General features: G+C 66.5%; 29 protein-coding genes. 14 read left to right on the top strand and 15 right to left on the bottom strand.

The window, feature by feature from the left end:
* Positions 1 to 30: 30 nt before the first annotated feature.
* Both ACOQPD_RS05015 and ACOQPD_RS05010 read left to right on the top strand, forming a co-directional pair.
* A complete protein-coding gene (locus ACOQPD_RS05015; protein ID WP_420613811.1) occupies positions 31 to 609 on the top strand; it encodes a MauE/DoxX family redox-associated membrane protein in 579 nt (192 codons plus the stop codon).
* Between the two features lie 23 nt (positions 610 to 632).
* A complete protein-coding gene (locus tag ACOQPD_RS05010) occupies positions 633 to 1,871 on the top strand; it encodes an S-layer homology domain-containing protein (RefSeq protein ID WP_420613810.1) in 1,239 nt (412 codons plus the stop codon).
* A gap of 46 nt (positions 1,872 to 1,917) precedes the next feature.
* Here ACOQPD_RS05010 and ACOQPD_RS05005 read toward each other — a convergent pair whose 3' ends face one another.
* Positions 1,918 to 2,088, bottom strand: coding sequence for a hypothetical protein (locus tag ACOQPD_RS05005; protein WP_420613809.1), 171 nt, complete (start codon positions 2,086 to 2,088; stop codon positions 1,918 to 1,920).
* Between the two features lie 99 nt (positions 2,089 to 2,187).
* Between ACOQPD_RS05005 and ACOQPD_RS05000 the strand changes: the two genes are divergently transcribed.
* Positions 2,188 to 2,502 (top strand): antibiotic biosynthesis monooxygenase family protein, encoded by a 315-nt coding sequence (locus tag ACOQPD_RS05000; RefSeq protein ID WP_420613808.1) that lies wholly within the window; start codon positions 2,188 to 2,190, stop codon positions 2,500 to 2,502.
* Between the two features lie 353 nt (positions 2,503 to 2,855).
* Positions 2,856 to 3,143: a hypothetical protein gene (locus tag ACOQPD_RS04995; protein ID WP_420613807.1), complete on the top strand. Its 288-nt coding sequence runs from the start codon at positions 2,856 to 2,858 to the stop codon at positions 3,141 to 3,143.
* Positions 3,144 to 3,181: 38 nt separating this feature from the next.
* Here ACOQPD_RS04995 and ACOQPD_RS04990 read toward each other — a convergent pair whose 3' ends face one another.
* From ACOQPD_RS04990 to ACOQPD_RS04975, 4 genes are all read right to left on the bottom strand, one after another.
* A complete protein-coding gene (locus tag ACOQPD_RS04990) occupies positions 3,182 to 4,321 on the bottom strand; it encodes an ergosterol biosynthesis protein (RefSeq protein WP_420613806.1) in 1,140 nt (379 codons plus the stop codon).
* Positions 4,322 to 4,394: 73 nt separating this feature from the next.
* The gene (locus ACOQPD_RS04985; RefSeq protein WP_420613805.1) at positions 4,395 to 5,549 is read right to left on the bottom strand and encodes a pyridoxal phosphate-dependent aminotransferase; all 1,155 of its coding nucleotides are present in this window, start codon (positions 5,547 to 5,549) and stop codon (positions 4,395 to 4,397) included.
* Positions 5,531 to 6,622, bottom strand: coding sequence for an acetamidase/formamidase family protein (locus tag ACOQPD_RS04980; protein ID WP_420613804.1), 1,092 nt, complete (start codon positions 6,620 to 6,622; stop codon positions 5,531 to 5,533). The genes ACOQPD_RS04985 and ACOQPD_RS04980 overlap by 19 nt, the downstream gene beginning before the upstream one ends.
* Positions 6,508 to 7,569 carry an ABC transporter ATP-binding protein gene (locus ACOQPD_RS04975; protein ID WP_420613803.1) on the bottom strand — a complete coding sequence of 354 codons (1,062 nt, stop codon included), beginning with the start codon at positions 7,567 to 7,569 and terminating at the stop codon, positions 6,508 to 6,510. The genes ACOQPD_RS04980 and ACOQPD_RS04975 overlap by 115 nt, the downstream gene beginning before the upstream one ends.
* Positions 7,570 to 7,712: 143 nt before the next feature.
* Here ACOQPD_RS04975 and ACOQPD_RS04970 point away from each other — a divergent pair, with 143 nt between their 5' ends.
* On the top strand, positions 7,713 to 8,252 hold the full coding sequence (locus ACOQPD_RS04970; protein WP_420613802.1) for a pyridoxamine 5'-phosphate oxidase family protein: 540 nt from the start codon (positions 7,713 to 7,715) through the stop codon (positions 8,250 to 8,252).
* Between the two features lie 72 nt (positions 8,253 to 8,324).
* Here ACOQPD_RS04970 and ACOQPD_RS04965 read toward each other — a convergent pair whose 3' ends face one another.
* The 5 genes from ACOQPD_RS04965 to ACOQPD_RS04945 are packed head-to-tail and all read right to left on the bottom strand — an operon-like array spanning position 8,325 to position 12,184.
* A complete protein-coding gene (locus ACOQPD_RS04965; RefSeq protein WP_420613801.1) occupies positions 8,325 to 9,143 on the bottom strand; it encodes an alpha/beta fold hydrolase in 819 nt (272 codons plus the stop codon).
* 30 nt (positions 9,144 to 9,173) lie between these two features.
* On the bottom strand, positions 9,174 to 10,193 hold the full coding sequence (locus ACOQPD_RS04960) for a zinc-dependent alcohol dehydrogenase (protein ID WP_420613800.1): 1,020 nt from the start codon (positions 10,191 to 10,193) through the stop codon (positions 9,174 to 9,176).
* Positions 10,193 to 11,593: an amidase gene (locus tag ACOQPD_RS04955; protein WP_420613799.1), complete on the bottom strand. Its 1,401-nt coding sequence runs from the start codon at positions 11,591 to 11,593 to the stop codon at positions 10,193 to 10,195. The genes ACOQPD_RS04960 and ACOQPD_RS04955 overlap by 1 nt, the downstream gene beginning before the upstream one ends.
* A gap of 8 nt (positions 11,594 to 11,601) precedes the next feature.
* Positions 11,602 to 11,799, bottom strand: coding sequence for a hypothetical protein (locus ACOQPD_RS04950; RefSeq protein WP_420613798.1), 198 nt, complete (start codon positions 11,797 to 11,799; stop codon positions 11,602 to 11,604).
* Entirely contained in the window at positions 11,792 to 12,184 is a 393-nt protein-coding gene (locus ACOQPD_RS04945) for a RidA family protein (RefSeq protein ID WP_420613797.1), read from the bottom strand. Before ACOQPD_RS04945 ends, ACOQPD_RS04950 begins: the two co-directional genes overlap by 8 nt.
* A gap of 67 nt (positions 12,185 to 12,251) precedes the next feature.
* On the opposite strand from ACOQPD_RS04945, the gene ACOQPD_RS04940 reads away from it, so the two are divergent.
* The 5 genes from ACOQPD_RS04940 (at position 12,252) to ACOQPD_RS04920 (ending at position 16,382) form a co-directional block, all read left to right on the top strand.
* Positions 12,252 to 13,085: a fumarylacetoacetate hydrolase family protein gene (locus tag ACOQPD_RS04940; protein ID WP_420613796.1), complete on the top strand. Its 834-nt coding sequence runs from the start codon at positions 12,252 to 12,254 to the stop codon at positions 13,083 to 13,085.
* A 76-nt stretch (positions 13,086 to 13,161) separates the two neighbouring features.
* Positions 13,162 to 13,977: an alpha/beta fold hydrolase gene (locus ACOQPD_RS04935; protein ID WP_420613795.1), complete on the top strand. Its 816-nt coding sequence runs from the start codon at positions 13,162 to 13,164 to the stop codon at positions 13,975 to 13,977.
* 79 nt (positions 13,978 to 14,056) lie between these two features.
* A complete protein-coding gene (locus tag ACOQPD_RS04930; RefSeq protein ID WP_420613794.1) occupies positions 14,057 to 14,302 on the top strand; it encodes an AbrB/MazE/SpoVT family DNA-binding domain-containing protein in 246 nt (81 codons plus the stop codon).
* A 51-nt stretch (positions 14,303 to 14,353) separates the two neighbouring features.
* On the top strand, positions 14,354 to 15,097 hold the full coding sequence (locus ACOQPD_RS04925) for an SDR family NAD(P)-dependent oxidoreductase (protein WP_420613793.1): 744 nt from the start codon (positions 14,354 to 14,356) through the stop codon (positions 15,095 to 15,097).
* Positions 15,098 to 15,425: 328 nt separating this feature from the next.
* Entirely contained in the window at positions 15,426 to 16,382 is a 957-nt protein-coding gene (locus ACOQPD_RS04920; protein ID WP_420613792.1) for an NAD(P)-dependent oxidoreductase, read from the top strand.
* A gap of 30 nt (positions 16,383 to 16,412) precedes the next feature.
* Here the strand turns inward: ACOQPD_RS04920 and ACOQPD_RS04915 are convergent, their stop codons facing one another.
* The 3 genes from ACOQPD_RS04915 to ACOQPD_RS04905 all read right to left on the bottom strand — a co-directional run bounded on the left by ACOQPD_RS04915 (position 16,413) and on the right by ACOQPD_RS04905 (position 19,540).
* The gene (locus ACOQPD_RS04915; protein WP_420613791.1) at positions 16,413 to 17,420 is read right to left on the bottom strand and encodes a hypothetical protein; all 1,008 of its coding nucleotides are present in this window, start codon (positions 17,418 to 17,420) and stop codon (positions 16,413 to 16,415) included.
* Between the two features lie 60 nt (positions 17,421 to 17,480).
* The gene (locus ACOQPD_RS04910) at positions 17,481 to 18,443 is read right to left on the bottom strand and encodes a DNA-methyltransferase (RefSeq protein WP_420613790.1); all 963 of its coding nucleotides are present in this window, start codon (positions 18,441 to 18,443) and stop codon (positions 17,481 to 17,483) included.
* A gap of 140 nt (positions 18,444 to 18,583) precedes the next feature.
* Entirely contained in the window at positions 18,584 to 19,540 is a 957-nt protein-coding gene (locus ACOQPD_RS04905; protein WP_420613789.1) for a DMT family transporter, read from the bottom strand.
* 159 nt (positions 19,541 to 19,699) lie between these two features.
* On the opposite strand from ACOQPD_RS04905, the gene grdC reads away from it, so the two are divergent.
* The 4 genes from grdC to ACOQPD_RS04885 all read left to right on the top strand — a co-directional run bounded on the left by grdC (position 19,700) and on the right by ACOQPD_RS04885 (position 23,806).
* Positions 19,700 to 21,139, top strand: a complete 1,440-nt coding sequence (grdC, locus tag ACOQPD_RS04900) for a glycine/sarcosine/betaine reductase complex component C subunit beta (protein WP_420613788.1) — start codon at positions 19,700 to 19,702, stop codon at positions 21,137 to 21,139.
* Positions 21,140 to 21,249: 110 nt separating this feature from the next.
* A complete protein-coding gene (gene grdA, locus ACOQPD_RS04895) occupies positions 21,250 to 21,702 on the top strand; it encodes a glycine/sarcosine/betaine reductase complex selenoprotein A (protein WP_420613787.1) in 453 nt (150 codons plus the stop codon).
* A gap of 98 nt (positions 21,703 to 21,800) precedes the next feature.
* A complete protein-coding gene (betC, locus tag ACOQPD_RS04890) occupies positions 21,801 to 23,291 on the top strand; it encodes a choline-sulfatase (protein ID WP_420613786.1) in 1,491 nt (496 codons plus the stop codon).
* Positions 23,292 to 23,446: 155 nt separating this feature from the next.
* Positions 23,447 to 23,806 carry a PaREP1 family protein gene (locus ACOQPD_RS04885; RefSeq protein ID WP_420613785.1) on the top strand — a complete coding sequence of 120 codons (360 nt, stop codon included), beginning with the start codon at positions 23,447 to 23,449 and terminating at the stop codon, positions 23,804 to 23,806.
* Positions 23,807 to 23,981: 175 nt separating this feature from the next.
* On the opposite strand, the gene ACOQPD_RS04880 is transcribed toward ACOQPD_RS04885, so the two are convergent.
* Both ACOQPD_RS04880 and ACOQPD_RS04875 read right to left on the bottom strand, forming a co-directional pair.
* Positions 23,982 to 25,385 carry an amidohydrolase family protein gene (locus ACOQPD_RS04880; protein ID WP_420613784.1) on the bottom strand — a complete coding sequence of 468 codons (1,404 nt, stop codon included), beginning with the start codon at positions 25,383 to 25,385 and terminating at the stop codon, positions 23,982 to 23,984.
* Entirely contained in the window at positions 25,382 to 26,305 is a 924-nt protein-coding gene (locus ACOQPD_RS04875) for an amidohydrolase family protein (RefSeq protein ID WP_420613783.1), read from the bottom strand. Before ACOQPD_RS04875 ends, ACOQPD_RS04880 begins: the two co-directional genes overlap by 4 nt.
* Positions 26,306 to 26,309: the final 4 nt, after the last annotated feature.

The raw sequence follows: 26,309 nt of genomic DNA, 5'->3' as shown, positions 1-26,309 counted from the left end.
CCCGGAGTGCCGGGGTAGCCTTGACGCCCCATGACCTTCGTAGACATCACTATGGCGTTCTACGCCGCCGGTTCGTTGTTGCTCCTCCTCGCGGGGATGGCGAAGCTGGCATTCCCCCGTCCGGCGGCCGACCTCATGGCGATCCTCGGGTTCCCCGCCGGGGTGTGGTTCGCCCGTCTCGCCGGTGGTACGGAGGTGGCGCTGGGGATAGCCGTCCTTGCGGTTGGCGGGCCGGCGCCCGCCATGGCGGCAGCCGGCGTGTACGCCCTGTTCGCGCTGGTTGCGCTGCTCGCCCTCAGCAGAGGTCTCTCCTCCTGCGGCTGTTTCGGGCAGGTGGACTCACCACCCTCGCGGATACATGTGATCGGCAACCTCTTCTTCGCGATCGTGTGCGTGCTGGCGGCGGGAGCGGGCAGTTCTCCACGGGTCTGGGTCGGGACAGCGTCAGATCAGCCGGACGGCCGCGTTGCGCTGGTTCTCGCCGTCTGCGTGCTGGCCGGGCTGGTTTTCGTGAGCTTTACGGCGCTACCGGAATGGCTCCGGGCCCGATCGGCGGGACGTAGGAGTCCGGAGACGTTCCGGGTCGAAGCCGCCGGGCTCCGGCGGTAGTCCTCCGGCCACGGGCGATCGCAGTGAGTCGCAAACTCGTCATGAGGGTGTCGAGCCTGGTCGATCGGCACACGTCCCGGCGCGGGTTCCTGCGATCGTTGGTGATGTCCGCGACCGCCATCGCCTTCGCTCCTGCCTACCTGGTCCGGCCCATCGCAGCGGAAGCCGCCATCATCACGTGCCTGGGGCTGCGGTGTTCCCACTGGTCGGCGTGCTGCGACGGATGGACGGAGTTCTGCTGCAGGTTGACAGGGGAGAACACGTGCCCGCCGGGCACGGTGGTGGGTGGCTGGTGGAAGGTCAACAACTCGTCGTTCTGCTCCCGCGACGAGCCGCGGCCCCGCTACTACATCGACTGCAATGTCACGTGCGTGACTGCTCGCCGGTGCCGGCCCGGCGGGCTCTGCCGGCGGTCGGAGACGGCAGCCTGGTGCCGGTGCCCGGATGGTTGCGACACCAGGAAGGTAGATTGCGTCCAGTTCCGGTACGGCCAGTGCAACCAGCACACCTGCGTGGGCCCGATCCGCTGCCGGGTCGTCACCTGCGTGCCGCCCTGGCAGTGGGATCCCACCTGCCGTCGCTGGCCGGCGCTGACCAGCGAGGCGACCCGTCACCACGACCGGCCCTGCTTGCACGACTGGTTCAACGACGTGCCCCCCAACGCCTTCTACGCCGGAGCGGTGCGGTGGATGAGCGACCGGGGTATCGCCTCCGGTGTGACGGACGACCTGTTCGGGCCGGACGAGCCGGTCCTCTGGGAGCACTTCGCAACCTTGCTGTGGTCCTACGCGGGCGGTTCTGCCACGCCGTCTACGAGCCCCCTTGACGAGGCCTACGCGCGCACGGACTACGAGGAGGCCGTGGACTGGATGGCCGGCAACGAGGTCGTGCCCGGACCGCCGGCGCGGTACCTCGATCCCGCCAATCATGTAACCCGTGCGGAGGCCGTAACCGTCCTGCATCGACTGGCCGCAATCACGAACACAGTGTCCCGAGAGGACCCGACCCCCGAAGATCTCTATCCCGAGAGGGAGCTGATCACAGAACGGCCGCCGTTCCCTGACGTGGCGGACGGCGCCTGGTACGGGGAGGCCGTGGACTGGGCGGCCGCCCAAGGGATCGTCTGGTGGTCACCTCCCGATCCGTTCCACCCCGACCAGGTCGTCACCAGGTCAGAAGCCGCCGTCTACCTGCACCGTTTCCACGAGCCCCCAGCTCCCACCGCCGCGCCCCAGCCCGAGTCCATCGAACCGTGGATGTAGTCGACCGACCACCCGACCGGTGGGCCGGTCCTGACGGGGGTCTTGGCTAGTCGGCTAGGAAGAGTGCGGCGATGGATGCGCCGAACCCCATCGTTCCGATGGCGACCGCGATGAACCATCGGATGAGGCGGTTGATGGCCTTCTCTACGTTCGCTTCGCTGGTGGCGATGGCGTGCGCGGCCTTGGCATCTGCGTATCCGTCGGTGGCGGCGGGCATCCCCATCCCCTCTCGTGCTCTTGGACTATAGCGAACGATGATTAGGGTATATGGAGCTGAAGGAATATAGAAGCCCTATGGCAACCGGAAGGATTGGCTGTGAGTGTCGTCAAGATCAACGCGATCACCGTGCCGGATGGAAGAGGTGCGGATCTGGAGGAGCGGTTCGCGGCGCGGGCTCGTGCGGTGGACGGGGTGGAGGGCTTCGAAGGGTTCGAGTTGCTGAGGCCGGTGGACGGCGAGACCCGCTACTTCGTCTACACCAGGTGGCGGTCGGAGGAGGACTTCCAGCGGTGGGTCAGCAGCCGGGAGTTCGGGCGGGGCCACCAGGCATCGAACGAAGGCTCGGATCGCCGGCCGGTCGGTATAGCGTCGGAACTGCTGTCGTTCGAGGTGGTCGAGCCCGCTAGCTGAGCGGCGCAGGGGCGTCGGCATAAAGCGCGCATGAGAACAGAGCATCGAAACGGCCCTGACCTGCCCTAATCCCAATTCCGCGAGAGGGCTGATCCCAATTCCGTCAGAGGGCTAGTCCCGATGCCGCCGGTTCTTCCGATAGGACGGGGATGCCGGTATCGCCGTCAACGGACCACTCGAGGGCATTAACCACCTCCGACAAAGTCATACGATTTGTCAGCCACGGATCCATAGACACCTAACCCCGATGGCTAGTCGACTCGGGGAGTTTCTACTAACTTGCCCCCACGCAGACCATCACATGAACCGAAAACCACGCCGCCGCGCAGGCGGCAGGAGGTGCGAGGCCGGAGATGCGTTACTACCTGGATCTGGTGACCCGATCGAAGCTGCTGACAGTGCTGGCGCTGGCGGCGCTGCTCGTCGCCACATGGGCCGACTGGCAGTGGGTCTGGGGAGTGTTCTTCCTCTACTGGGCTTGGGGCGGCATCACGACGGGACAGGCCTTCATGGTGCAGACCATCGACCGGTCCGAGAGCCCCGTCCTCTTCTGGATGATCAGCATCACGTGGCTGGTCCTCTCCGCGATGATCATCGTCTATGACCTCTTCCCCGAGACCGCTCGGCTCTGGATCGGATAACGCCGTGCCTGGATGCGGCTAGTTCGGCGGGATTCGTATCAATAGACCCAGGGGTAGATCCGGTACTTCACCCTTGCCGTGTACTCGGCCCACACCTCCGGGCCGTACTTCTCCTCGCAGAACTTATTGTCGTAGCGTTCACGGGTGGTGAACATGATGATGACGAAGATGAAGTAGGTCCAGGCCCACAGGTTGGTGAAGTGGCCGAACGCCAGGGCCATCCCCAGCGAGATGAACCCCTCACCCCCGTAGTTCATGTGGCGGGCAGCGCCCCAGAATCCGCTGACCAGAAGTTTGCGGTCACCGGCCTCGATGTACTCCGGCTCGATGAGGCCGAGGAACTTGCGGTCGGGCCAGCGCTTGAACGTGTACTTCTGCATGGCGGCGCCGCGGGCCATGCCCCACCCGAAGAGGAAGCACACCGACGCTCCGATGAGCCAGATATACCTGCCCGGTCCAGAGAATCCGGGGTCCGGGTGAACGGCCATACCCCACAACGGCAGGGTGAACATCCACCCATAGATCAAGAGCCCGCCCCAGAACATCTTGAACCCCATCCTCTCATGGATCAGGTCGTAGGTATACAGCTGGACACGCTCGAATACGAAGTAATCCACGATATACCATGTGAATAACGCGGTATACAGGACAACACCGGGGTTGGAGTTCTCGCCGAAGCGGTCGTAGTGGTAAGCCACTGCGGACCAGCCGTTGAGCACCAACATCGTCCCGCCCACCACATAGAAGTACATCTTGATGTCGATGCGCTGGTTGAAGAAGGACAGCTCTCGGGCCCGTCCGACCCACAAGGCCAGTAACGGATTCTTTATCTCACCAGGTGGCTGGCTGTACACCGCGATGATCGCCAGAATCAAGGTGACGACCGTCCCGCCGGCCACGGCATAGAGGGTCGACTGGTAGAACCACTCGCGGGGCATCCCGGTGAGCTCGAAATACCACAGGATCACCACGATTACGAAGACCATGAGGCCGTTGAGCCGGTAGCTCCGAGGTTCTCCGGTCTCGGGATCGATGACGTAGCCGGGGACCCGGCGTCCAGGCACCACGAGTTGTAGCACGAAGAACCCGGCGAATACCACCAGCGGGGTCAGGTACCCCCAGATCGCGTCGGTCCCGGAGAGCTCTACGAGATGGCCGATACCAAGCCAATCGAACATGACCGAAATCCCTTCCCCCAGCGATGTCGCGATTGACGATAGCCTCAACCGGTCCGCCGGTCGCGGATCGGTATCAGGTGCCCCATTCCTTGACGGCGGCGGCCAGGCGGGCTACGCCTTCCAGAAGGGGTTCGGTGGCGGTGGCCAGGGACACGCGGACGTAGGCGGAGCTTCGGGGGCCGAAGGTGTTGCCGGGGACGACCGCCACGCCTCGTTCCAGGACCAGGCGGCGGGCGAATTCGAGCCCGCTCATGCCGCTCCCGCTGACATCTGCCATCAGGTAGAAGGCGCCGGTGGGCCGGACGTGGGGAATCTCTTCCTGCTCGAGCAGTTCAACGACCCGGTCGCGCCGCCGCCGGTAGGCGTTCCGCATCTCGGTGACCATTTCCTGGGGACCGGTGATGGCGGCTACGGCCGCCTTCTGGGCGGGGGCGTTCACGCAGGACGAGATCGGCTCCTGGGTCTTAACCACGTTCTCGGTCAGGGACGGCGGGGTGACCAGGTAGCCGACTCGCCAACCGGTCATGGCGTAGGTCTTGGAGAAGCTGAAGAAGGTCACCACCCGGCCGTCCGGGTCGAGCGGGCCGGCGGACACGTGCGGGTCGTCGAACCAGATCTCGTCGTACACCTCGTCCGACAGCACCCACAGGTCGTAGGTCCGGGCGAGCTCCATCAATTCCACCAGGGCCTCGCGGGTGGTGGTGGCGCCGGACGGGTTGCCGGGGGAGTTCAGCAGCAGCACCCTGGTGCGGTCGTTGATGTGGGGCTCGATCCGGGCGGCGTTGGGGATGAAGCCGTCCTCCGCCGACAGCGGGAACAGCCGGGGAGTGATCCCATGCAGGTCCATCATCAGGTGGTAGTTGGGCCAGCTGGGGTCGCTCAGCAGCACCTCGGCGCCGGGGTCGGTCACCGCCGCCAGGGTGCTGTACAGGCCGACGACAGCCCCGGGCGTCACCACGACCTGGTCGGCCGTGGCTTCGATGCCGTTGCGTTCCCCCACCTTGTCGGCCAGCACCTCCCTCAACTCCGGGATGCCGGCGTTGGGCGTGTACCGGGTGAAGCCGTCCAGGGCGGCCCGGTGGGCGGCCTCCACCACGTGGTCGGGGGTGGAGAAGTTGGGCTCGCCGACCTCCAGGTGGATCACATCCTCGACCGTCCAGGCCAGCTCCATGATCTCCCGGATGCCTGACCGGGCCATCGACTCCACGACTAGGGACGGCTTCGCCATGGCGCATCCTCCTCTACGTAGCGGCGTTCGATCTTTGCGAGGGCAGAGTAGACCGGCGGTACCACCTGGCCCACCCGAACGGTACCCGCCGCGCCCAGCACCCGGTAGGCCTCGGCCAGGGAATAGAGGCCCGTGTGGCGCATCCGGCGGGCCAGATCGTCGTAGGCCGCCCTGACCAGGTCCTCCAGGTGGCCGGGCCCCGGGGCCACGCTGCCCCATTCGGTGGCCGTATTCACCTGGGGCAGGCCGCAGAAGCCCGCCTCGGCCGGATCGCTCCGCCCGAGGCTCAGCGTCACGTCGGCCTGGCATTCGATGGCCGAGCGATGGATCTCCGCGTCTCCCTGGGCGAGATGGGCGTCTCCCAGCGACACCATGCCTCCATCCACCGCGGCCTTCATGACCACGGTGGCGCCCGCCGCCACCTCGGGCAGATCGACATTGCCCAGGAAATCCGCGCCCTGGCGGAACGACAGCACGGGGTCGCCGGCAGGTGCCACTCCCAGCGTGCCCACGAAGGGACGGTATGGAACAGTCACCGGTCCCCGAGCGGTCGGGATCTCAACCCGGTCGCCCCTGCGGTGGCAGACAACGGTCTCCGCGGCCAGGGAGGGGTGGAGGGTTGGGGTGGTGTTCATGTATCCGAAGCCGGTGACGGGCGCGCCCGCGATGTGTTCGATATGTACCTCGACACAGTCCCCCGCCCGCACTCCTTCGATGGCGATCGGCCCGGTCACCGGGTTGGCGCCGCCGATGCGGTCCATCACCTCGTCGAGCGTCTCGTAGACCACCTCGGGCCCGGTGATGGTCCCGCTGTGGGCGTCCTCGGTCTCGACCCGGATCGATTCGCCGAGCGCCACGGTGATGGCGGGCGCCAGCGAAGCGTCGAACTCGAAATGGGTCCGGTCACGGGCGAGCCGCCGGAGATCGGCGCTCCGAATCCCTGCCGCGTCCTGACCGCTCAGATGATGGCCTTTGCTTCGGCGAAATGGCAGGCCACCAGGTGGCCGGGCGCCTCCTCCTTCAGAGGCGGCTCCTCCGCCCGGCAGATGTCCTTGTCCCTCCCGATCGGGCATCGGGTGTGGAACCGGCACCCGGACGGCGGGTTGAGCGGGCTGGGCACATCACCCTCCAGCAGGATCCTGGAACGCTGCCGCTGGAGCTTCGGGTTGGGTGTGGGCACCGCTGAAAGCAGCGCCTGGGTGTAGGGATGCATGGGCTCGGTGAACAGGCGGTCGGTACTGGCCTGCTCCACGATCTTGCCCAGGTACATGACCGCGGTTTCGTCGCAGATGTGGCGCACCACCGCTAGATCGTGGGCGATGAACAGGTAGGTCAGCCCCAGCCGGTCCTGGAGTTCCTCCAGGAGGTTGAGAACCTGGGCCTGGATGGACACGTCCAGGGCCGATACCGGCTCGTCCAGGATCAGGAATCCCGGATTGAGCGCCAGGGCCCGGGCCACGCCGATCCGCTGGCGCTGCCCGCCCGAGAACTCGTGGGGGTACCGGTCGGCGACGTTTGGGTTCATCCCCACCAGCGAGAGCAACTCGCCCACCCGGTCGCCCCGCTCCTTCCTGGTGAGGTTGGTGTGGACATGGAGCAACTCGCCGATCGCAGTCCCCACCGACATGCGGGGATTGAGCGAGGCGAAGGGGTCCTGGAAGACGATCTGCATGTGGCGGCGCAGTTCCCGCAACTGGCGGCGGTCCGCAGCGATGACGTCGATCCGCTCGCTGCCTCCCTCGTCGAGCGGGCGGGTGAGCACCACCTCACCGGAGGTGGGCTCGATGAGGCGCAGGATGCTGCGGGCCGTGGTGGACTTGCCGCATCCCGACTCGCCGACCAGGCCCAGGGTGCGTCCGGCGCCGATCTCGAAGGAGACGCCGGCCACCGCCGACACCTCCCCCTTCTCGCCGCCGAAGACCCCTCCTCCCACCAGGAAGGTCTTGACCAGGTCCCGGACCGAGAGGGCCACTTCGTGGCTGCCGTTGGCGGCAGCGGCGGGCGGGGAGACGGAGGGCATTCGCGGTCATTCTATCTTGCCGGCACTCTGCGCGCCCGAGGGTGGGAGCCGCCTATGCGAAGGTCCGAGGCACGCGGATAGTATGGAGGCATGGTCGATGGGAATGACGCCACCGACTGTCCGCAAACGAAAGGCGACACGGAATGGCCGAGGATTTTCGGGGAAAACTAGGGGGACTGGAAGGCGAGGAGTTCGATGCCTTTCTGGAAGGTAGCTACCTGGCTCGGGTGGCCTGCCTGACGCCCGACGGCGCTCCGTACGTCATTCCCCTCTGGTACCAGTGGGACGGCACAGCAATGTGGTTCGTGGGTCGCCAGCGTGCGGTGTGGTGCGAGTACATGAAGGCCGATCCACGGGTCTCGATCGTGGTGGATGCGCCCCACAGCGAGCCGGACGAGATGGGCCGGAGCGTCGAGATTCCCAAGGTGATCATGCAGGGACTGGCACAGATCGTCGAGGAGCCCAACGTCGGCGGCCAGTGGGTGGATGTCGCCAAGGAGATGTCCTACCGGTACCTGGGACCCAACGGTCCGGAGTACCTGACCGGGACCATCAACCAGCCCCGCTGGCTGATCAAGGTGGTGCCGTCTGAGGTCACGAGCTGGCAGGGCGTGGGCTGGGCCCGCCGCTACTGGGTCGAGGGAACCGGCGGCGCCAGCTATGCCGAGGCCCACGGCCAGTAGACCCGTACCCGACCTTCCGGCCTCGGGGCTATAGCCGAAGCGTGCCCGGACCGCGTTGCCGGGCAGGCCGGTTCAGCCGAGGCGCTTCAGCCATCCGAGCGTGAAGTCGTTCCACTCGTCGGCCATCTCGTAGAAGGCGATGTGGCTGGAGGCGGGGCCGGTGAAGACGTGCATGGTCGATCCGGGGATCCGCCGCTGGACTTGTAGCCCGTAACGGGTGGGCACCTGCCAGTCCACCTCACCCGACGTGATCAGGGTGGGCACCTCGATCCGGTGCAGCCGGTCGAGCGTGTCGTGGGTCTTGTCGGCGTGGAAGTGCCCCAGCATCCCGTCGCGGCTGGGCGGATGGGGGTTATCGAAGATGAACCCCTGCTCGAAGGCGGCCACGTCGTCGGGGCGTTCGTTGATGAAGTGGGGGCTGGCCACCCACAGCAACGCCGTCCGGATATACATGGCGTAGTCCTCGTGGAGCACGGGCAGCTCGTTGGTGTCGATCATCCTGATGAACCACTCGTCCGAGTAGCCCCATGTGCAATGGAGCTGGACCGAGGACACCTTTGACGGATGGTTGATGGTCAGCTCCTGGGCGGTGGCGCTCCCCAGCGAGAGCCCGGATACGTGGGCTTCGTCGATGCCGAGGTGGTCCAGCAGTGCGGCGGCGTCATCGCCCAGCAGGCGCATCGAGTAGGTGGTGGGATCCGACGGGCGGGTGGTCTGGCCGGTTCCGCGGGCGTCATAGGTGATGACCGTGTAGTCGTCCCGGTAGGCGGCCACCTGCCCCGCCCAGGTGGAGTGGTCGGCGGCGGTGCCCATTATCAGGAGCAACGGGTCGCCGGCGCCCTCCACCTCGTAGTACATGTCGATTCCGGTGGGGAGCGATGCGAACGGCACGGGATTGGCCTCCTTCTCGGCAGGGGATGGTCAGGCGGTGGGTGCGCCGAGGCCGGTGGCCATCATGATCTTGGCATCGGTGCGGGCCCCCGTGGCCAGGTCCTCGAAGGACCGGGCCGTGTCCTCGAAACTCTCCACGCTCCCGATCAGCAGGTCGAGGTCGAGCCGGCCGGCGGCGAGGTGGTCCAGGGCTTCTTCGAACACGGCGTCCGGGTAGCAGAAGCTCCCCACGACTACCCGCTCGCTGACCACCACGTCGAAGAGAGGGATGCTCACCTCGGGTAGGCCCAGCCCCACGAAGCATGCCACCGCCGCCTTGGGGATGTTCTGGATGGAGGCGTAGGCCGTGGCGGTGATCCCGACCGCGTCGAAGGAGACGTCGAACGGGCCGGCCTCTTCGACCTGGCCGGGTTCGAGCGCCCTGAAGCCACCTGCCTCGGCCAAGGCCCGGCGGGAAAGCATGGGATCCGACACGCTCACCGATGCGGCGCCCTCCAGGCGGCAGGTCTGGGCGATGGACTGGCCGATCATCCCCCCGCCGACCACGAGAACGTCCTGGCCGGGCTCGACACCGGCGCGACGGGCGGCCTGGAGGGCAACCGCCATGGGTTCCACGCCGGCGCCCCGGAGCAAGCTCAGGGTGCCCAGCTCCACCACCCGGGCGGCGGGCACCGCGATGGCGTCGGCGAAGGCGCCCTGGATTTCGGGCGTGACCCCGATCACCCGCAAGGCGGCGCAGTGGTTCTCCGGTCCGTGGCCGCAGGCTCCGTCGCAGGGCAGGCTCGGGTTGAAGGTGACCGGCGTGCCTACCGCCGGCCCCTCCACCCCCGGGCCCAACTCCTCGACCCATCCGCTGGCCTCGTGACCCATGATCATCCCGGGGAGCCGGCGGCCCGACTCACCGGTGTAGCCGTGCAGGTCGGACCCGCAGATGCCCACGTATGCCATCCGGAGCCGGACCTCCCCGGGTCCGGGAGCCGGGCGGGGCCGGGTCTCGATGTGGAACCGGTGGGGCCCGTCGAATACCAGGACCCGCATGTCGGCGGTCACTACGCGTCCACGCGGACCGGGGGCCGGTGCTCCGACCAGCTCGTGGTGGCCTCGAAGGCGGCGCCGATCCGTAGGACCGTGGCCTCGTCGAAAGGCCTCCCGGTGATCTGGAGACCGATCGGCAGGCCATCCCGATCGAACCCGCACGGGACGGTCAGCGCCGGCTGGCCGCTCAGGTTGAAAGGCGCGGTGGTGCGCACGTAGGAGGAGGTCACATCCTCCTCCATCACGCCGTAGTCGAACATCTCCTGGTCGGCCAGGGCGGCCGTGGCGGGCAGGGTGGGGGTGATCGCCGCGTCCAGATGGTTCTCGTCGAACGCCCGCCGCAAGGCGTCACGGATGATCCGGCGGGCGCCGAGGCCCTTGAGGTAGTGGGTAGAAGGCATGATCGTGCCGATGGTGAACAGCTCGCGGATCCCCGGAGTGATCAGCTCCGGCGCCCTCCTGAGCAGTCCGCGGTGGTAGGCGGCGGCCTCGGGACCGACGATGGCGAACTCGGTCGCCAGCGTGAAGGTCAATTCCGGGACATCGAGGGGGACCACATGCGCCCCGAGTCCCTCGAGGTGCGCCACTGCATCACCGAAGGCCCGCTCCACGCCCTCCTGCATGGGGGAGAACGGAGGCGTGGCCATGATGCCGAGCCGCAGTCCGTCCACCCCACGGCCCAGGTGTTCGGAGTAGTCGGGTGGGGGAGAGGGCTCGGTCGGGGGATCGGCCGGATCGTGGCCCGCCAGAACCTGGAGCGTCGCAGCGCAGTCCTCCACGGTGGCGGCCAGCGGTCCGATGTGGTCCAGCGACCAGGCGAGGGTCTCGACCCCGGCCCGTGACACCCGTCCGAAGGTCGGCTTCAGGCCGGCGATCCCGCAGACCGACGCCGGGATCCTGATCGAGCCGCCGGTGTCGCTCCCGAGCGCCATCGGCACCATTCCGGCGGCCACGGCCGCACCGGATCCGCCGCTGGACCCGCCCGGGATGCGAGCCGTATCCCAGGGATTGGCGGCCGGAGGGCTGAAGACGCCGCAGGCCAGCTCATGGGTGGTCGTCTTGCCCACCATCACGGCCCCCGCCTCCCGCAGCCTGGCGACAACCGCGGCGTCCCCGTCGCTGGGCTCGTCGGGGTAGGCGGGCGATCCGCACCGGGTGGGAAGGCCCTCCATGTGGATGATGTCCTTGATGCCGACCGGGACGCCGGTCAGGGGCCCGGCCCCGCTTCCCGAGCTCAGGATCCGGTCGGCCTGCTCGGCGGCCCGCATCGCTCCCTCCGGGTCGACGAGCACGAACGCGTTGAGCCGGTCGTTGACCTGATCGATGGCATCGAGCGCGTGGCGGGTGACCTCCGCCGACGTGACGGCGCCCTTCCGGAGTTGCTGCGAGATCGAGGCGATAGAGCGGGTTCCCATGGTTCCCGTCACCACTTCGGGGGAAAAGAGACCGGATTGGCGGCGGGAGCGTCCACCTCGTGCTCTGACAGCAACGGGTCCAGTTCCCGCCCTGCTTCGTCCCAGCCGGCCAGCGTCTCGGCGATCGCGGCTGCGTCGAACGCCGGCCCGATCAGGCCGTGCCGGGAAAGGGTCTCGGCGACGCCCTCGGGGGTGGGGTCAGCCATCGGAAACCACCGCGATCACGTCCACCTCCATCTTGAGGCCGGGCAGCCCCAAGGCGGCGGCCTGCATGGCGGTCACCGCCGGGAACGGCCTCCCGGCGAACACTTCCTCGCGGACCGGGAACTCCTCGGTGATCTCCCGGATGTCCTGCATGATGTAGGTGACCTTGACCACGTCGGCGACGGAACTGCCGGCCGCCTCCAGTATGTCCGCGATGTTCTGCCACACCTGCCGGGCCTGCTCCTCCACGGTGTCGCCCACGATCACGCCGTCCCGGTCGAACGCCACCTGACCGGCCAGGTATAGGGTGTTGCCGGCGCGGATGGCGTGGGAGTAGGGCTCCGGAGGATCGCTCAGCGCTTCTACGTCAACAGCTTCAATCCCCATGGGAGACCTCCTTCCCGGCTCGTGAGATCATATACAATGCCGCCCGACGCTACCGGGATGGGAGTGAATGCGGATAGCTCGATTCAACGCCGGCGATTCGGAAGGATGGGGGTTCGTCTGTGGCGAGCGGGTGTGTCCCGTGACAGACGGCACCGACCTGATGGACGTGCTGGACGACAGGGAGGCGCTGGCCGGTCTCTACGAGGCTGCCTCTCCCGAGTACTCCCTACCGGAGGTCCGGCTGCTGGCGCCGGTCCCCAACCCGCCCCAGTTCCTGGGCATAGGCCTCAACTACCGGCTCCACGCCGCCGAGACGGGCGCCGCCATCCCAGAGTCCCCGATCTGCTTCCCGTTCTTCAACTCGTCGATCATCAACCCGGGCGATCCGATCCGGTTGCCTCCGTTCACCGACAAGGTGGACTGGGAGGTGGAGCTCGCGGTGGTGATCGGGAAGGAAGCCTGCTGCGTGTCGGAGGAGGATGCCGTCGACCACATCGCCGGCTACACCATCGTCAACGACGTGTCGGCCCGCGACATCCAGCTCAGCGAGGGGCAGTGGAGCCGGGCCAAGTCGTTTGACACCTTCAAGCCGATGGGTCCCTGGATCGTCACAGCCGACGAGCTCGGCGCAGCCGGCGACCTCGATGTCAAGCTGTGGGTGAACGGCGAGATCAAGCAAGACGGCGAGACGTCCGACCTGATCTTCAACGTGCCCCAGCTGGTTTCCCACATGTCCCAGCATCTGACCCTCGGGGTGGGGGCCGTGATCTCGACCGGAACGCCCAGCGGGGTGGGCATGGCACGCAAGCCTCCCGAGTACCTGCGTGCCGGCGATGAGGTCACCCTGGGGGTCGAGGGCATCGGACGCCTCTCCAACCCGGTCGAGGCGGCCTGCTGTTAGGCCCCTGAGCCCGCAGGTCCGATCTCGCTGACGTAGAGTTGGCAGCCAGGCGCGGGGCTACGAGGGAGGTTGTCGGATGGCGACGGTAAGGGTCAACGGAGTCGATCTCTGGTACGAGTTCTCGGGCGAGGGCGAGACGGTGGTGCAGATCGGCGGGGCGGTGAGCGGCCACGAGGGGTACGCCACCATCACGCCCGGCGTCTCCGAGCACTACCGGGTGCTGGACTACGACCATCGCGGCTACGGTCTCAGCAGCCGCCCCGAGCAGCGCTACACGCTCGAGACCTGGAGTGCCGACCTGGCCGCCCTGATGGAGGCCCTGGAGATCGAGAAGGCACACATCCATGGCGGGTCGATGGGGAGCTTCATCGCCCTGGACTTCGCCGCCCGGTTTCCGGAGAAGACCGACAAGCTACTGATGGGAGCGGGCGCGGTCGCCAAATGCGACGCCATGGGCATCCACATGTTCCGCGTGTGGCAGGACATCGCCTCCGCCTACGGCGCCGTATCCGAGCAACTGGCCAGGGAACTGCTCACCAAGGCCTTCGGGAGGAGGCTCCTGGACGAGATGGGCGACGACATCCTTCGGGAGACCCTGGCGGTGCTGGAGCGCAACACGGATACGGACGTGTTCATCGACGCGTGCCAGGCGATGATCGACACCGACGTGCGGGACGTGGTTCCCAAGGTGACGGCGCCCGCCCTGGTGATGTGCGGTCGCCATGACATCCTGACGCCCCTGGACGCCGGGCCGGGAGGCGCAGGGGCCCGATGGGTGGCCGACAACCTCCCGAACGGGCGCCTGGAGATATTCGAGAACAGCGGCCATGGCCACTACGTCGAGGAGATCGATCGGTCGGTCGAAGTCATCGTCGACTTCCTGGCCACCTGATCCGCACCGGCTCGAACGGGAGACGCACCGGTGGATTCCTGCTCCCTGACGTCGCTGTGACGAACGGTATGGTTTTCCGATGAGCGGGACGTACGTCGCAACGATGGGAGATCGGGGTCGCCTGGCGGTACCCGCGGAGGTCAGAGCCCGCCACGGCCTCGATCAGGGCACATCGGTGATCTTCATGGAGTCACCTTCGGGCTTGGTCCTAGTGAGCCGCGAGGCTTTGCTGGCGCGAGTCCAGTCTGAACTCGAAGGCAGCAACCTGGTCGAGAAACCTCTAGACCAGCGGAGACGGAGCGCCGAGATTGAGGACGCTACGTGATGGACCAGACGCGTTGGCAGTCTATTGGAGGGAAACGGGCGTGGCACGGGTATGAGGCTTGAGGGCAAGACGGCGGTCGTGACCGGCGCAGGCCAGGGGATTGGGGCGGCCACCGCCCGGCTCTTCGCCGTTGAGGGGGCCAGGCTTGTGCTGGCGGACCTGAGAAGCGGCCCTGCCGGAGACGTAGCGGATGAGATCACGGCCGGCGGCGGGGAGGCCGTGTTCGTCCAGGCCGACGTCACCTCCGACTCCGACTGCAAGCGGATGATCGACGCGGCTATCGACCACTACGGGGCCCTGGACATCCTGGTCAACAACGCCGGCATCGCCGGAAAGGGGACGGTGACTGAGGTGACCGAGGAGTTCTGGGACCGGGTGATGGCCGTAAACCTCAAGTCGATCTTCCTCGCATCCCGCCACGCGGTCCCCCACATGGAGCGAGCCGGGGGCGGCTCCATAGTGTGCATCGCCTCGGTGGCAGGCATGACGGGGGAGATGGGCCAGGTGGCCTACAACACCTCGAAGCACGGGGTGATCGGGCTGGTGCGGTGCATGGCCTACGACCACGCCGCGGCGGGCATCCGGGTCAACGCCGTGTGCCCGGGAGCCATCGACACGCCCCTGCTGAGCCCGCTGACCGAGGAGCGCCGCACCAGGCTGGAGGGCCTGCACATCATGCAGAGGCTCGGCCGGCCCGAGGAGATAGCCCGGGCCGTGCTCTACCTGGCCTCGGATGAGTCCTCGTTCACGACCGGCGCCGCACACGTGGTGGACGGCGGATACACGGCCATCTAGGGGATGATCGGCGCCTTGGACCGGACGGAGGGCAGAACTTGTCACACCCCCTCCATATGTTGAGTATCGCCAAGCACCAATGCCGGCCGCGGCTCCGACCGATCGGTCCGGCCGGCGGATGGGAACATACGAGGCTTCGTGGAGCGACCAGCCGATCTCCCGGCAACCGGCCGGTATGGCTGACCACGCTCCGAACCAGGACTGGTGGTGGCGGGGGAGGGCCCGGCGGACGGAGCCCGTTTGCCGCGATTTTCGCGTTCTTTTACCCATTCGGGACGCTTGAGGTCTCGCTGCCGCCAGTGCTCCGTGATCCGCAGGAGGTCGCATCATGAAGGTCGGTTTCATCGGTTTGGGCAACGTGGGTTCCAAGCTGTCGAAGAGCCTGCTGAGAAACGGGTTCGAGATGGTGGTCCGCGACCTGGATCGGGCGGCGGCGCAGCCTCTGCTCGACGGCGGGGCCGGGTGGGCGGACACCGACCGGGAGTTGGCGGAAGCCTGCGATCTCGTCGTCACCTGCCTGCCCTCTCCGGCCGCGGTGCGGTCGGTGATGGAAGGCCCGGACGGGGTGTTGGAGGGTCTCGGCGACGGAAAGATGTGGCTCGAGATGAGCACCACCGATGAGGCCGAGGTGCGGCGTCTCGGCGAGCTGGTCCTCGACAGGGGCGCTCGCCCCATGGACGGGCCGGTGTCGGGCGGATGCCACCGGGCAGCCACCGGCAACATCTCCATCTTCGTGGGCGCTGAGCGGGAGGATTTCGAGCGGGCCCTGCCCGTGCTCACCACCATGGGCCGCCGGGTGCTCCACGTGGGGGGACTCGGATCGGCCTCGATACTCAAGGTGGTGACCAACTATCTGGCTTCGGTGCACCTGGTGGCCCTGGGCGAGGCGCTGATAGTGGCCCGCCGGTCGGGTATGGACCTGAACACCACCTACGAGGCGATCCGGATCAGTTCGGGCAACTCGTTCGTCCACGAGACCGAATCCCAGGTGATCCTGAACGGAAGCTACAACATCAACTTCACCATGGACCTGGTGGTGAAGGACATGTCCCTGTTCCAGCAGCTGGCCGACGAGCAGGGAACCCCGCTGGAACTCTCCCCGCTGGTGCTGGACATCTTCCGCCGGGGTGAGCAGGAATACGGGTCCAGAGCCTGGTCATCCGGCATAGTCCGGTTCCTGGAGGACGCCTGCGGCGTCGACCTGAGGGCGCCCGGATTTCCGGAGGAAATAGTCGATACCGAACCCGAGCAGCCCGGCTACGAAGTCGTCCCCTCCATCACCTGACATCCGTCCGGCGGGTACTGAACCGCTGGGTTAGGGACTGTCCGCGGAGCAGCGCAGTGGGGAGTAGCCGGGAGTCTCTTGGTGCGGTGTGTCCAGATAGACCTTGGCTTCGGGTGCCCCGCCGAATCGGCCGTGGCTCCAGCGCACTTCGACATGTCCCCTGACCTGGATCGGCTCGCCGGACCGTCTATCCACGACCTCGGCCCGCCATTTGACCTTAGGCTGGCGCGCGCTCGCGTCAGCCTCCGGTTCGAATGATCGGAAGGCATAGCGTTGGCGAAAGTCCCACGGCGTATCCACACGGAAGCGCACCGGACGCTGATCCGATGCCATACCAATGATGAAATAGGGTGCCGATTGGAGTCGGAGCAACCGCCACAACATTTCCTCACGTGCGGCTTGACTCTGTCCGAGAGCGTTCTGCCAGTGGCTGGCCGAGACTTCGGAAACAGCTGTACAAAGTTGTCGGTAGGGTCCTGCAATGTTCGGTGGCCACGTGCGGCTGAAACTCTCCTTCAAGCACTTACGGTTCTGGCGGGTGAGATCATCCACCGATTGTGGGAGGTCGACCGTTCCCAAATGATCCCGGCAGGCCTCGTAGAGCATCTGATACTCCTCAGGCGCGGTCTTCGAGTACCAATCGATCTGCTGTCGTGTTCGCGTGGCGAGGCGCCGTTCGAAGAGGTTGGTCGGAGAAGGGTTTTGCAGAATGTTCGACCTATATTTGCAGCTTACAAGGTAGACGTAGTCAACACGGAGGTCAGCGGGAATCTGCTCATATGCTGGGAGCCGGTGGCTACCTTTCCACTCGATCCGAAGTGGTCTTCTGTCTCGGAGGCCATCAACCGACGATGCGAAGGCTCGGCCGTTATTCCAAGCCGCTCCGAACAGCGCGTGATGTTTTCCCGAAGCCCGAGCGCCAGACAGGCGATCGAATTCTCGGGCGGTCACGTTGAGCATTTGCGGAGGACGAGAGTCCAGCGCTTCGTCCAAGGAATCGATCCCGAGCATGCCCAGCCCGGTCACTATCTCGGTCAACTCGGTGCGCAGGGCAGGCATATCCGTGTATGGCTCTTGCTTACGGCGAGATCCGCGCGGTCAGTCGCCGGGCCTCGCTGGGTGCCCTCGTGAGATATTGCTGGTACCGAGTCCAGCAAGACGGGATGCGGCCAGCTTCACGTATTCGGGATCAATGTCATATCCCACGGTGCGGCGGTTGGCCGCTATGGCGGCAATCTGCGTGGTTCCCGAACCCATGAACGGGTCTAGAACTAGGTCCTGTTCGTACGTGTACATCTGGATCAGGCGAGCTGGTAGCTCCACCGGGAAGGGCGCCGGATGCCCGATCCGGCTGGCGTGGGCGGCAGGGAAGTCCCAGACATCCATGGTTGCCGCCATGAACTCGTCCCTTCCAATGGTCGGCCGATGGGGCAATCCATCCTGGCGACGCTGCGCACGTGCCAGCGCTCGGTCGAAGCGCCCTTTGGAGGCTATGACCACCCGTTCCGTCACGTCCCGCAGGACCGGGTTGGCGGGGCTGCGCCATGATCCCCAGGCGCACGATCCGCTTGAACCCTTGGCCTTGCGCCAAATGATCTCCCCCCGCAGCAGAAGGCCCAGATCATCCTGCAAGATGCGGATCACGTCGGCGCTCAGGCTCCGGTACGGCTTGCGGCCGAGATTGGCAACGTTGATCGCCATCCGGCCGCCGGGTTCCAGTGTCCGCACGCATTCCGTGAACACCTCGCGGAGCATTTCTAGGTACTCCAGGTAGGACTCCGGCACCTGCCTTCCGGCGACGGCCCGCTCGTAGTCCTTCCCCACGAAGTACGGTGGTGAAGTGACTACGAGGGCAACGGAGTTGTCCGGGATCCGGTCCATGTTCCGGCTATCCCCTTGGATCAATTGGGGTTCGTCGAAGCCCTCAGCGAGTTTGATCCGATCATCGTCCGACAACTCGGGTGCCGGAAACCGCGCGTAGAACGCCGAAGCGTCATGATTCTCTCGTCGGCCCGATCCGAAGCTGGGTGTGGCGGTGCCCCGGCGCTGTTTCAGATCCACGGGAGACTCCCTTCGCTCTAGTCAGCTTACAACCCTGTAACTTGGGAATCTAGTTTCTGCGTGTGACATGTCCGTGGGGGACACAGAAGGTCTCGTCTACAGACCCGGGCACCCGATCAGTTGCTTTTGAGGGTCGTGGTTCATACCGACACAGACAGATCGGCCTTGCTCTGCGCTTCGGTCATGAGGCGCTGTCCGGATCGGTCCAGGACCGCTCCGACGACTCCGGCGATGGCGATGCCACCTCCCACGAAGTGCAGGGCGGTCACAGGTTCGGAGAGCAGCCAGTGGGCCTGGGCGCTGGACAGCACCGGTTCGGCGCGCTGTATCAGGGGCGGAATGTTGGCGGGCAACCAGCCGTAGGACCAGGTCATCAACGCCAGACCGACCCCGCCGGGGATCACCGCCACGTATGCGATCAGCAGCCAGTCCCGGGTGGTCACCGAGCCCGGATCCCAACCAGTGAACGCCATGAACACGGTCAGGCAGATCGCGGCGATCGTGAGGACGGCCCAGAGCAGCACGATGGCATCCAGGTGGGCCCTGGAGATCTTCAGGATGACCATGTAGAACGCCCAGCAGATCACGGCCGCCCCTGCCAGGGCCATACCGAGCGGGTCGCCTCCGAGGCCGGTGGAGCCTCCGTAGGCCACCAGTCCGGTGCCGACGATCGCCACCGCGACCCACAACCGGAAACGGGCGCCGGGACGTTCGCCCAGCATCGGGACGGCGATCACGCTCACCAACATGGGGATCACCGAGGTCAGCAGCGCGACGTCCGTGACCGAGGTGAGCTTGGTCGCGACGACGAAGGCCGGCTGGGAGAAGGCGACTAGCAGTCCCGGCCAGATCGCCCAGCGCAGGGAGGAGAGCGATGGCCGCGCCTCGGGTTTGGCGGTAATCCTTCGCATCACCACGAGGCCCAGCACAACCACGCCGACCCAGAGACGCCACAGGGAGAACTGGAGTCCGCTAAGGCTGGTTGCCTTGATGGCCACCAGGCCGGTGCTCATGACGAAGATGCTGGTGGTCATGGCCAGGAGAGGTACGCCAAGGCCGTCTCCGCGCAGTGCTGTAATCGGGGAACGGCGGGCCAACCGGTGTTTTCTCCATGGGTGAATCGGGCCTGGGGGTCTTGTCCAGGAATGAACAGAGTACCTGCCGGTTCCGGCTCACCCGGCGGCCGGTGGCGATCAGGCGACGGTTACCCTGCTTCTCCGAGCTATCTCCGAGCAGCGAACCTGGAGACCATCCCGTTGAGCCCGACACCCGCCATCCTCCACGCTTCCTACGCCCTCGCCCACGCTCCTGACCTGGTCCGGTACGGATCGAAGCCAGTGCGTGAGATCGGTAGGGATCCGTCGCTACTGCCCCGGATCACCGAGGCCCTCCGCCCCTGGGACGAAGTGGTCGCCTACCCGCCGAACCAGGTGTTCATCGGCAATCTCGCACCGGATGATCTGGCGTCCATCCCTCGCCCCTGGTACGAGAACCGGATCGGGTCGGCAGATCCCAACGGGACCTTCGGGCGCATGGTCACCCAGCCTGCCCTCTACGGGCTGATGAAGCTGTGCGACGACTTCGATCTGCTGGCCATCGACGGGGAGTTGGCCGAGAAGGCCGGCGCCGATCTGGTGGACTTCGAACATCGGAGGGATCGGATCACGGGGGTCGATGCGGCCGAGTTGGGGACCATCGCGGGGGCGGGTGACGGCCTCGATCTATACCAGGACGGCCGCCGGGCCGGGTTCATCCGCACGGCGCATGATCAGGACGAATCGCTGTCCGCCTCGGTGCTGCTGGAGAACCTGGTCTGCAAGGCGACCGCCGTCCTGGCCGTATCCGATCTCCTCAGGAACTCCCGCCTTGCGGCGGATGAGATCGACTACCTGCTCAACTGCGGCGAGGAAGCGGTGGGGGACCGGTACCAGCGGGGCGGGGGCAGCCTGTCGAAGGCGGTCGGCGAGGTGGTCGGCTGCGTGAACGCCACCGGATCGGACGTCAAAGCCTTCTGCTCGGCGCCGGTACACGCCCTGATCGCGGCCGGCGCGATGGTGGCGGCGGGTGTTCACGAGTACGTGGTGGTGCTGGGCGGCGGCTCGCAGGCCAAGCTCGGCATGAAGTTCGGCGCTCACCTGCGCAACGGGGTGCCGGTGATGGAGGACTGCCTGGCTTCCATGGCCTTCCTGGTCGGTCCCGCCGGCGCCGATGGCGACGGTATGGGGCTGCGGCTCGACCTGGCCGGGAAGCATCCGATCGGGGCCGGTTCCTCCCCGAAGGCGGTGTACGAGGCGTTGGTGGTGGAGCCGCTCGTGAGGTCCGGTCTCAGCATGACGGACATCGACAAGTATGCGGTGGAGATGCACAACCCGGAGATCACCGTGCCGGGAGGAAGCGGGGACGTTCCCAGGACGAACTACCGCACGCTGGCGGCCATGGCGGTGCTGAGGCGCGAGATCGAGAAAGGTGACATGGACCGGTTCGTGGCCGAGCGTGGTATGCCCGGGTTCGCTCCGACCCAGGGGCACATTCCGGCCGGGGTTCCCTACCTCGGACACGCCCTGGAAGCGATGCGGGGCGGCAGCCTCGACCGGGCCATGATCGTCGCCAAGGGAAGCCTGTTCCTGGGAAGGATGACACAGCTGGTCGACGGAGTCTCGCTCGTCGTCGAGCGGCCGGGAAGCTGCCCGTCCTGAAGGTGGATGGGTAGGGCGATAAGCTCTCGACAACCCGCTGCGATCACGTCGTCGACGAATGCGTGACGCCGGCGGCCGAGGCATTGATACCAGAAACGAGAGGAGCGCGCATGGACTTGAAAGGCAGGAGGGTGGTGGCCATCGGTGAGCGAGAAGGCGTCACCGGGCCCAGCCTCAAGCTCCTGGCCGAGTCGGCCGGGGCCGACGTGGTGTTCAGCGTCACCCAGTGCTTCGTCTGAACGGCCGGGGGCGCAATGGACCTGGAGGACCAGGCGAACGTAAATCGCCTGGCCGAGACCTCCGGCACCGACGACATGGTCGTGCTGCTGGGGCAGCCGGACGCCAACAGCGCCGGTCTCTTCGCGGAGACGGTGACCAGAGGCGATCCGACCTGGGCGGGTCCATTGGCCGGAGTCCCGTTGGGACTCCTCGTATATCACGTGTTGGAGCCTGAGATAAAGGAGCAGATGGACGGCGATCTCTACGACGAGCACGTTGGTCTGATGGAGCTTTCCGCCGACGTGGACGAGATCATCAAGTGGGTCGCGGTCTGCAGGGATTGATGGGGGTGTCGCGGAGTCACCGTTTCCGATGAACAGGAGCGTTCCCTGACCTGCCGATCCGTGACCAGCGATCCCCTCCCGACGATGTTCGCCTCGAGGTGATCGCCCGGGACCGGTCGAGGGACGTTCGTCCCGACATCCTGATCCTCCAGGCCGACCAGTTGGCGCCGCATTTCCTGCCCGCCTACGGCCATCGGGTGACCCTGACCCCGCACCTTTCGAAGCTGGCCGGGAGCGGAGCGGTGTTCGACGCGGCCTACTGCAACTCGCCGCTTTGCGCGCCCTCCCGCGCCTCGATGCTGACCGGGCGGATGCCGTCCGAGATAGGCGCCTACGACAACGCCACGCCCATCTCCTCCGCATTGCCGACCTTCGCCCATTATCTCCGTGCAGGCGGTTACCGCACCGCGCTGGCCGGGAAGATGCACTTCATCGGGCCCGATCAGATGCATGGCTTCGAGGAGCGCCTCAGCACCGACATCTACCCGGCCGATCTCGGTTGGACGCCGGACTGGGACGATCCCGAGGGCGACCCGATGGTCTACTACCTGCGGATGGCCGTGGAAGAGCTTGCCGGAGGGGGCCTGTCGCCGGAACCGACCTGGCAGATGCGGTACGACGACGAGGTAGCCGATCGGGCGGTCCGGTGGTTGCGCGACGCCGGTGACCGGGACCGGCCCATCCTGCTCACGGTGTCGTTCACCCATCCCCATGATCCTTTCCGGATCACCAGCGAGTACTGGAATCGCTACCGGGGACGGCCGATCGACGACCCGGTGGCGCCCGAGCCTCCCGATCCTGTGGACGATCCGACCCGCCGGCTGCGGGAGATCTTCGGCCTGGATCGCCTTGCTCTCGACGGCTCCCGCGTTCGGGCCATTCGGCGTGCCTACTACGGGGAGATCAGCTACCTCGACGACAACATCGGCCGCGTGCTCGCCGCACTGCGGGTGGCGAACCGGAACCGGCCCACGATGATCATCTTCGTATCCGATCACGGGGAGATGCTGGGGGAGCGGGGTCTCTGGTTCAAGATGAGCTTCTTCGAGCGCTCGGCCAGGGTGCCGCTGATCATCAACGCACCCGGCGTCCCGGCGACCCGGGTGCAGGAGCCGGTGTCGCTGCTCGATCTCCTACCCACCTTGCTAGACGCCGCGGGTCTCGATCCCGACCTTGCGGACACTCCCGGGCAGAGCCTGCTGCCGTTGGCCGGAGGAGCAGCGCCCTGCGGATCACGGCCCGTGTACGGCGAGTTCCTCGGGGAGGGTTTGACCGAGCCGATGGTCATGATTCGCGACGGGCGCTTCAAGTACATCTCGATGCGGGGCGCGCCGGCTCTGCTCTTTGATGTCGTGGACGATCCGGAGGAACGGGTGAACCTCATCGGCACCGGCAGGGCGGCGGGCGTGGCGGAGCGGTTGGCCGGTCTCGCCGGGTCGCGCTGGGATCTGGCCGCGCTGCGGGAGCGGGTGGTGGTCTCCCAGCGCGAGCGCCGGCTCGTCCACCGGGCGCTCACTACTGGGACGCACGTCCCGTGGGACTACCCGACCACCGGCGAACCCCCGGACTCCTACGTACGCAACGTGTAGGGCAACACGCATAGGTAGCCGGCCTGCGATGCGCGGCTCCGGACTGGTCGGAGAGAAGCTCGTTGTGGGCAGGAAGCGCCCGGGCAGGCTCGCTCAGCCGTTAGGGTTATGCACTGCCTCTTCCATCTGTCACAGGATCACGGTATGGTGTCCTCATGACTACTAAGACACGATATTACAACTCCACCGGACGAGACTTCCTGGCCAAGGCTCGGCGCTACCTGGCCGAGGACGACCTGCTGCAAGCATCCGAGAAGGGCTGGGGCGCCGCCGCCCAGATGGTCAAATGCGTCGCCGAGGCCCGTGGATGGTCCCACGACGGGCATCACCAGCTGTGGCGTGCCGTCAACCGTCTGGTCGAGGAGACCGGAGATCAGGAAATGCGGACCGCCTTCGGGCTGGCAGGCACCCTGCACACCAACTTCTACGAAGGCTGGTTACCCGCCGAGACCGTCGAGGACTACCTCGGCCAGGTCGAGGAACTGGTGTCGAAGTTGGAGGCACTCTCCTCCTAGCCGGCGGCGGTGCGACCTCCGAGAACCGACGTCCCGAGGGTATTTCCGGTCATCGGCGAACCTCCAGGGTTCCTGCCCATGCCACGCAAAATGTATAGGCAGCCGTCACTTTGCGGCTGTCTTCGACGGTGTGATGTACACCGCGGTGGGTGCCCCCAGGCCCCTCGCCCGGCTGCTAACGCCGCCAGGGGGTTAGGAGACCGTGGAGGCCCGCTCGGTCGATCAGGTCTTCGGCGCGGGCCTGAGCCTCCCTCATGACCTCTTCCTCGTCGACCATCGTGCAGCGGCCGTTCTCCATGGCCACGTTGCCGTCGATGATGGAGTGGACCACGTCCGATCCCCGGGCGCAGTAGGTGAGGGCGGACACGGTGCGGTGCCAGGGAGTCAGGTGGGGGCTCTTCATGTTCACGACGATGATGTCGGCCAGCTTTCCGGGGGCGATCACGCCGGCCTCGATGTTGGCGTAGCGGGCCCCTTCCCTGGTAGCCATCTCCAGCGCCTCCTCGCCGTTGCTGATGGTCGGCTCGAGAGTGTGGACGCGTTGCAGCAGGATGGCCTGCTTCATGACCTCGAACATGTCCTGGCGGTGGTTGCAACAGGGGCCGTCGGTACCGAGGCCGATCGGCGCCCCGGAGTCCCGCAGGTCCCGGAGCCGCATCACACCCAAAGCGATGTACTGGTGGGAGATGGGGCAGTAGGCGATACCCGTGTCGGTCTCGCCCACGTGGGCGATCTCGGCGTCGTCCAGGTAGATCCCGTGGGCGATGGTCGCCTCCGGTCCGAGCAGCCCCTCCTGGTACAGCCACTCGACGGGTCGTATCCCGTATTCCTCCAGGTAGGTGGGTGGGTCCTCCAGGCGTTCCGAGCAGTGGGTGTGCCAGCCGACCCCGCCCTCCCGGGCCAGGGCCACGCTCCGCCTCACCAATTCCTGGTCGTTGTAGATGATGTTGAGCGGCGCCGGCCAGACTTCGACGCGCTGGCCGGCCGGATACTGCTCCATCGCGGTGGCGGTTATCTCGATCTCCTCGTCGTTGGTGTAGGAGAACAGCTCGCCGGCCAGGTTGAAACGGCGGGCGATGTCGGTCGCCTCGCCGGTGATGCCCCGGGCGACCGCCCCTCGCAGCCCGACCTCGTCGATAGCGCCGGCCACGGCCAGGGTGGTGTCGAGATCGGATGGCGCGTAGTGGTTGTCGACCACCGTGGTGGTACCGGCCTTGAGCGCCTCCACGGCGCCCAGCTTCGCTCCGATCCGGCCCTCCTCCAGGTTGATGGAGATCGAGAAGGGCCACATGAAGTCGGTCAGCCAGGTCCACAGCGGCATCCCCTCGCCCAGCCCGCGGGCCAGACCCTGGAACAGGTGGTTGTGGGTGTCGATCAGCCCCGGCAGCACGGCATGGCCGGAGCAATCTATGGTGCGTCCGGCCCGGTAGCCGGCCAGGTCCTCGTCCGTGCCGACGGCCACGATCCGGTTGCCCGAGATGGCCACGGCACCGGGCTCGATAACCCGGCGCTCGTCGTCGACGGTCACCACCGACCCTCCGGTCAGGAGGAGATCGCAATCTCGGCTTGGCTCGTTCATCGGACGGAACCTCCTTCTGCGCGGTCCGGGATCTTCAGGAGCCGGGAGGCTGTGCCGCCCATGATCGCTTCCATCTCCTCTTCCGCCAGCTCGGGACCGCCGACTTCTCGTGCCACCCGGTTGACAGAGCGGAAGATGTCGGACGCCACCCCGCCCGGACCTGACTTCTGCTTGTCGTTGTTGTCGGACCCGTAGACCGCCCGGTCCAGCGCGCCGAGGCTCCTGAGCTTGTTCAGCACCACATACAGATCGCGGGGATCGCCTCCCGCGTAGTAGGACAGGTCGGCGTAGAAGTTGGGGTGGCGTGCCACCACGGCGATGCCCTCGTCCACGTACGGGAAGGCCAGGTAGACGATCATCTTGAGTTCCCGGTAGCGGATCCCGAGCTCGTCGAGGAGGACCGGTCGGGCATAGGGCATGGGAGCGTTGATGATCGGCGTGAAGCCCGAGTGGGTGTGGATCGGAAGGTCCAGCTCGAGACACTTCTCGTACACCGGGGCCAATCTGGGGTCGGCGGGGTCATGATGGTGGTAGGTGGGCAGCAGCTTCATCATGCGGAACCCGAACTCGGTGACGCACCGGTCGATCTCCTCGGTGGCCTCCCGCACGTCGCGGAGCGGGTCCACGCACACCACGCCGTAGAGGCGCCCCGGATGGGCGGCGCACTGGGCGGCGGTGTAGTCGTTGGGCACGTACACCTCGTGGCGGTCCGGAAAGCGCGGATGGAAGGTGGTGCGGCGCAGGTCCGATCCGTGCGCGATGCCTACCTCGATGCCCGCCCGGTCGAGGAGGTTCACGAGGGTCGCCCCGTCGGTCCATCCGTAGTCGCCGCCGTAGGGTCGGTACATCTCCTCCATCCACCAGACGGGAGCGTGGCGGGATGTCTCCGTCAGGTAGAGCAGGACGTCGACCGTGGGCACCGGG

This window comes from Candidatus Spongiisocius sp. (assembly GCF_965221825.1).
Taxonomy (GTDB): Bacteria; Actinomycetota; Acidimicrobiia; order Spongiisociales; family Spongiisociaceae; genus Spongiisocius.
This window is presented reverse-complemented; position numbering and strand designations above follow the sequence as displayed.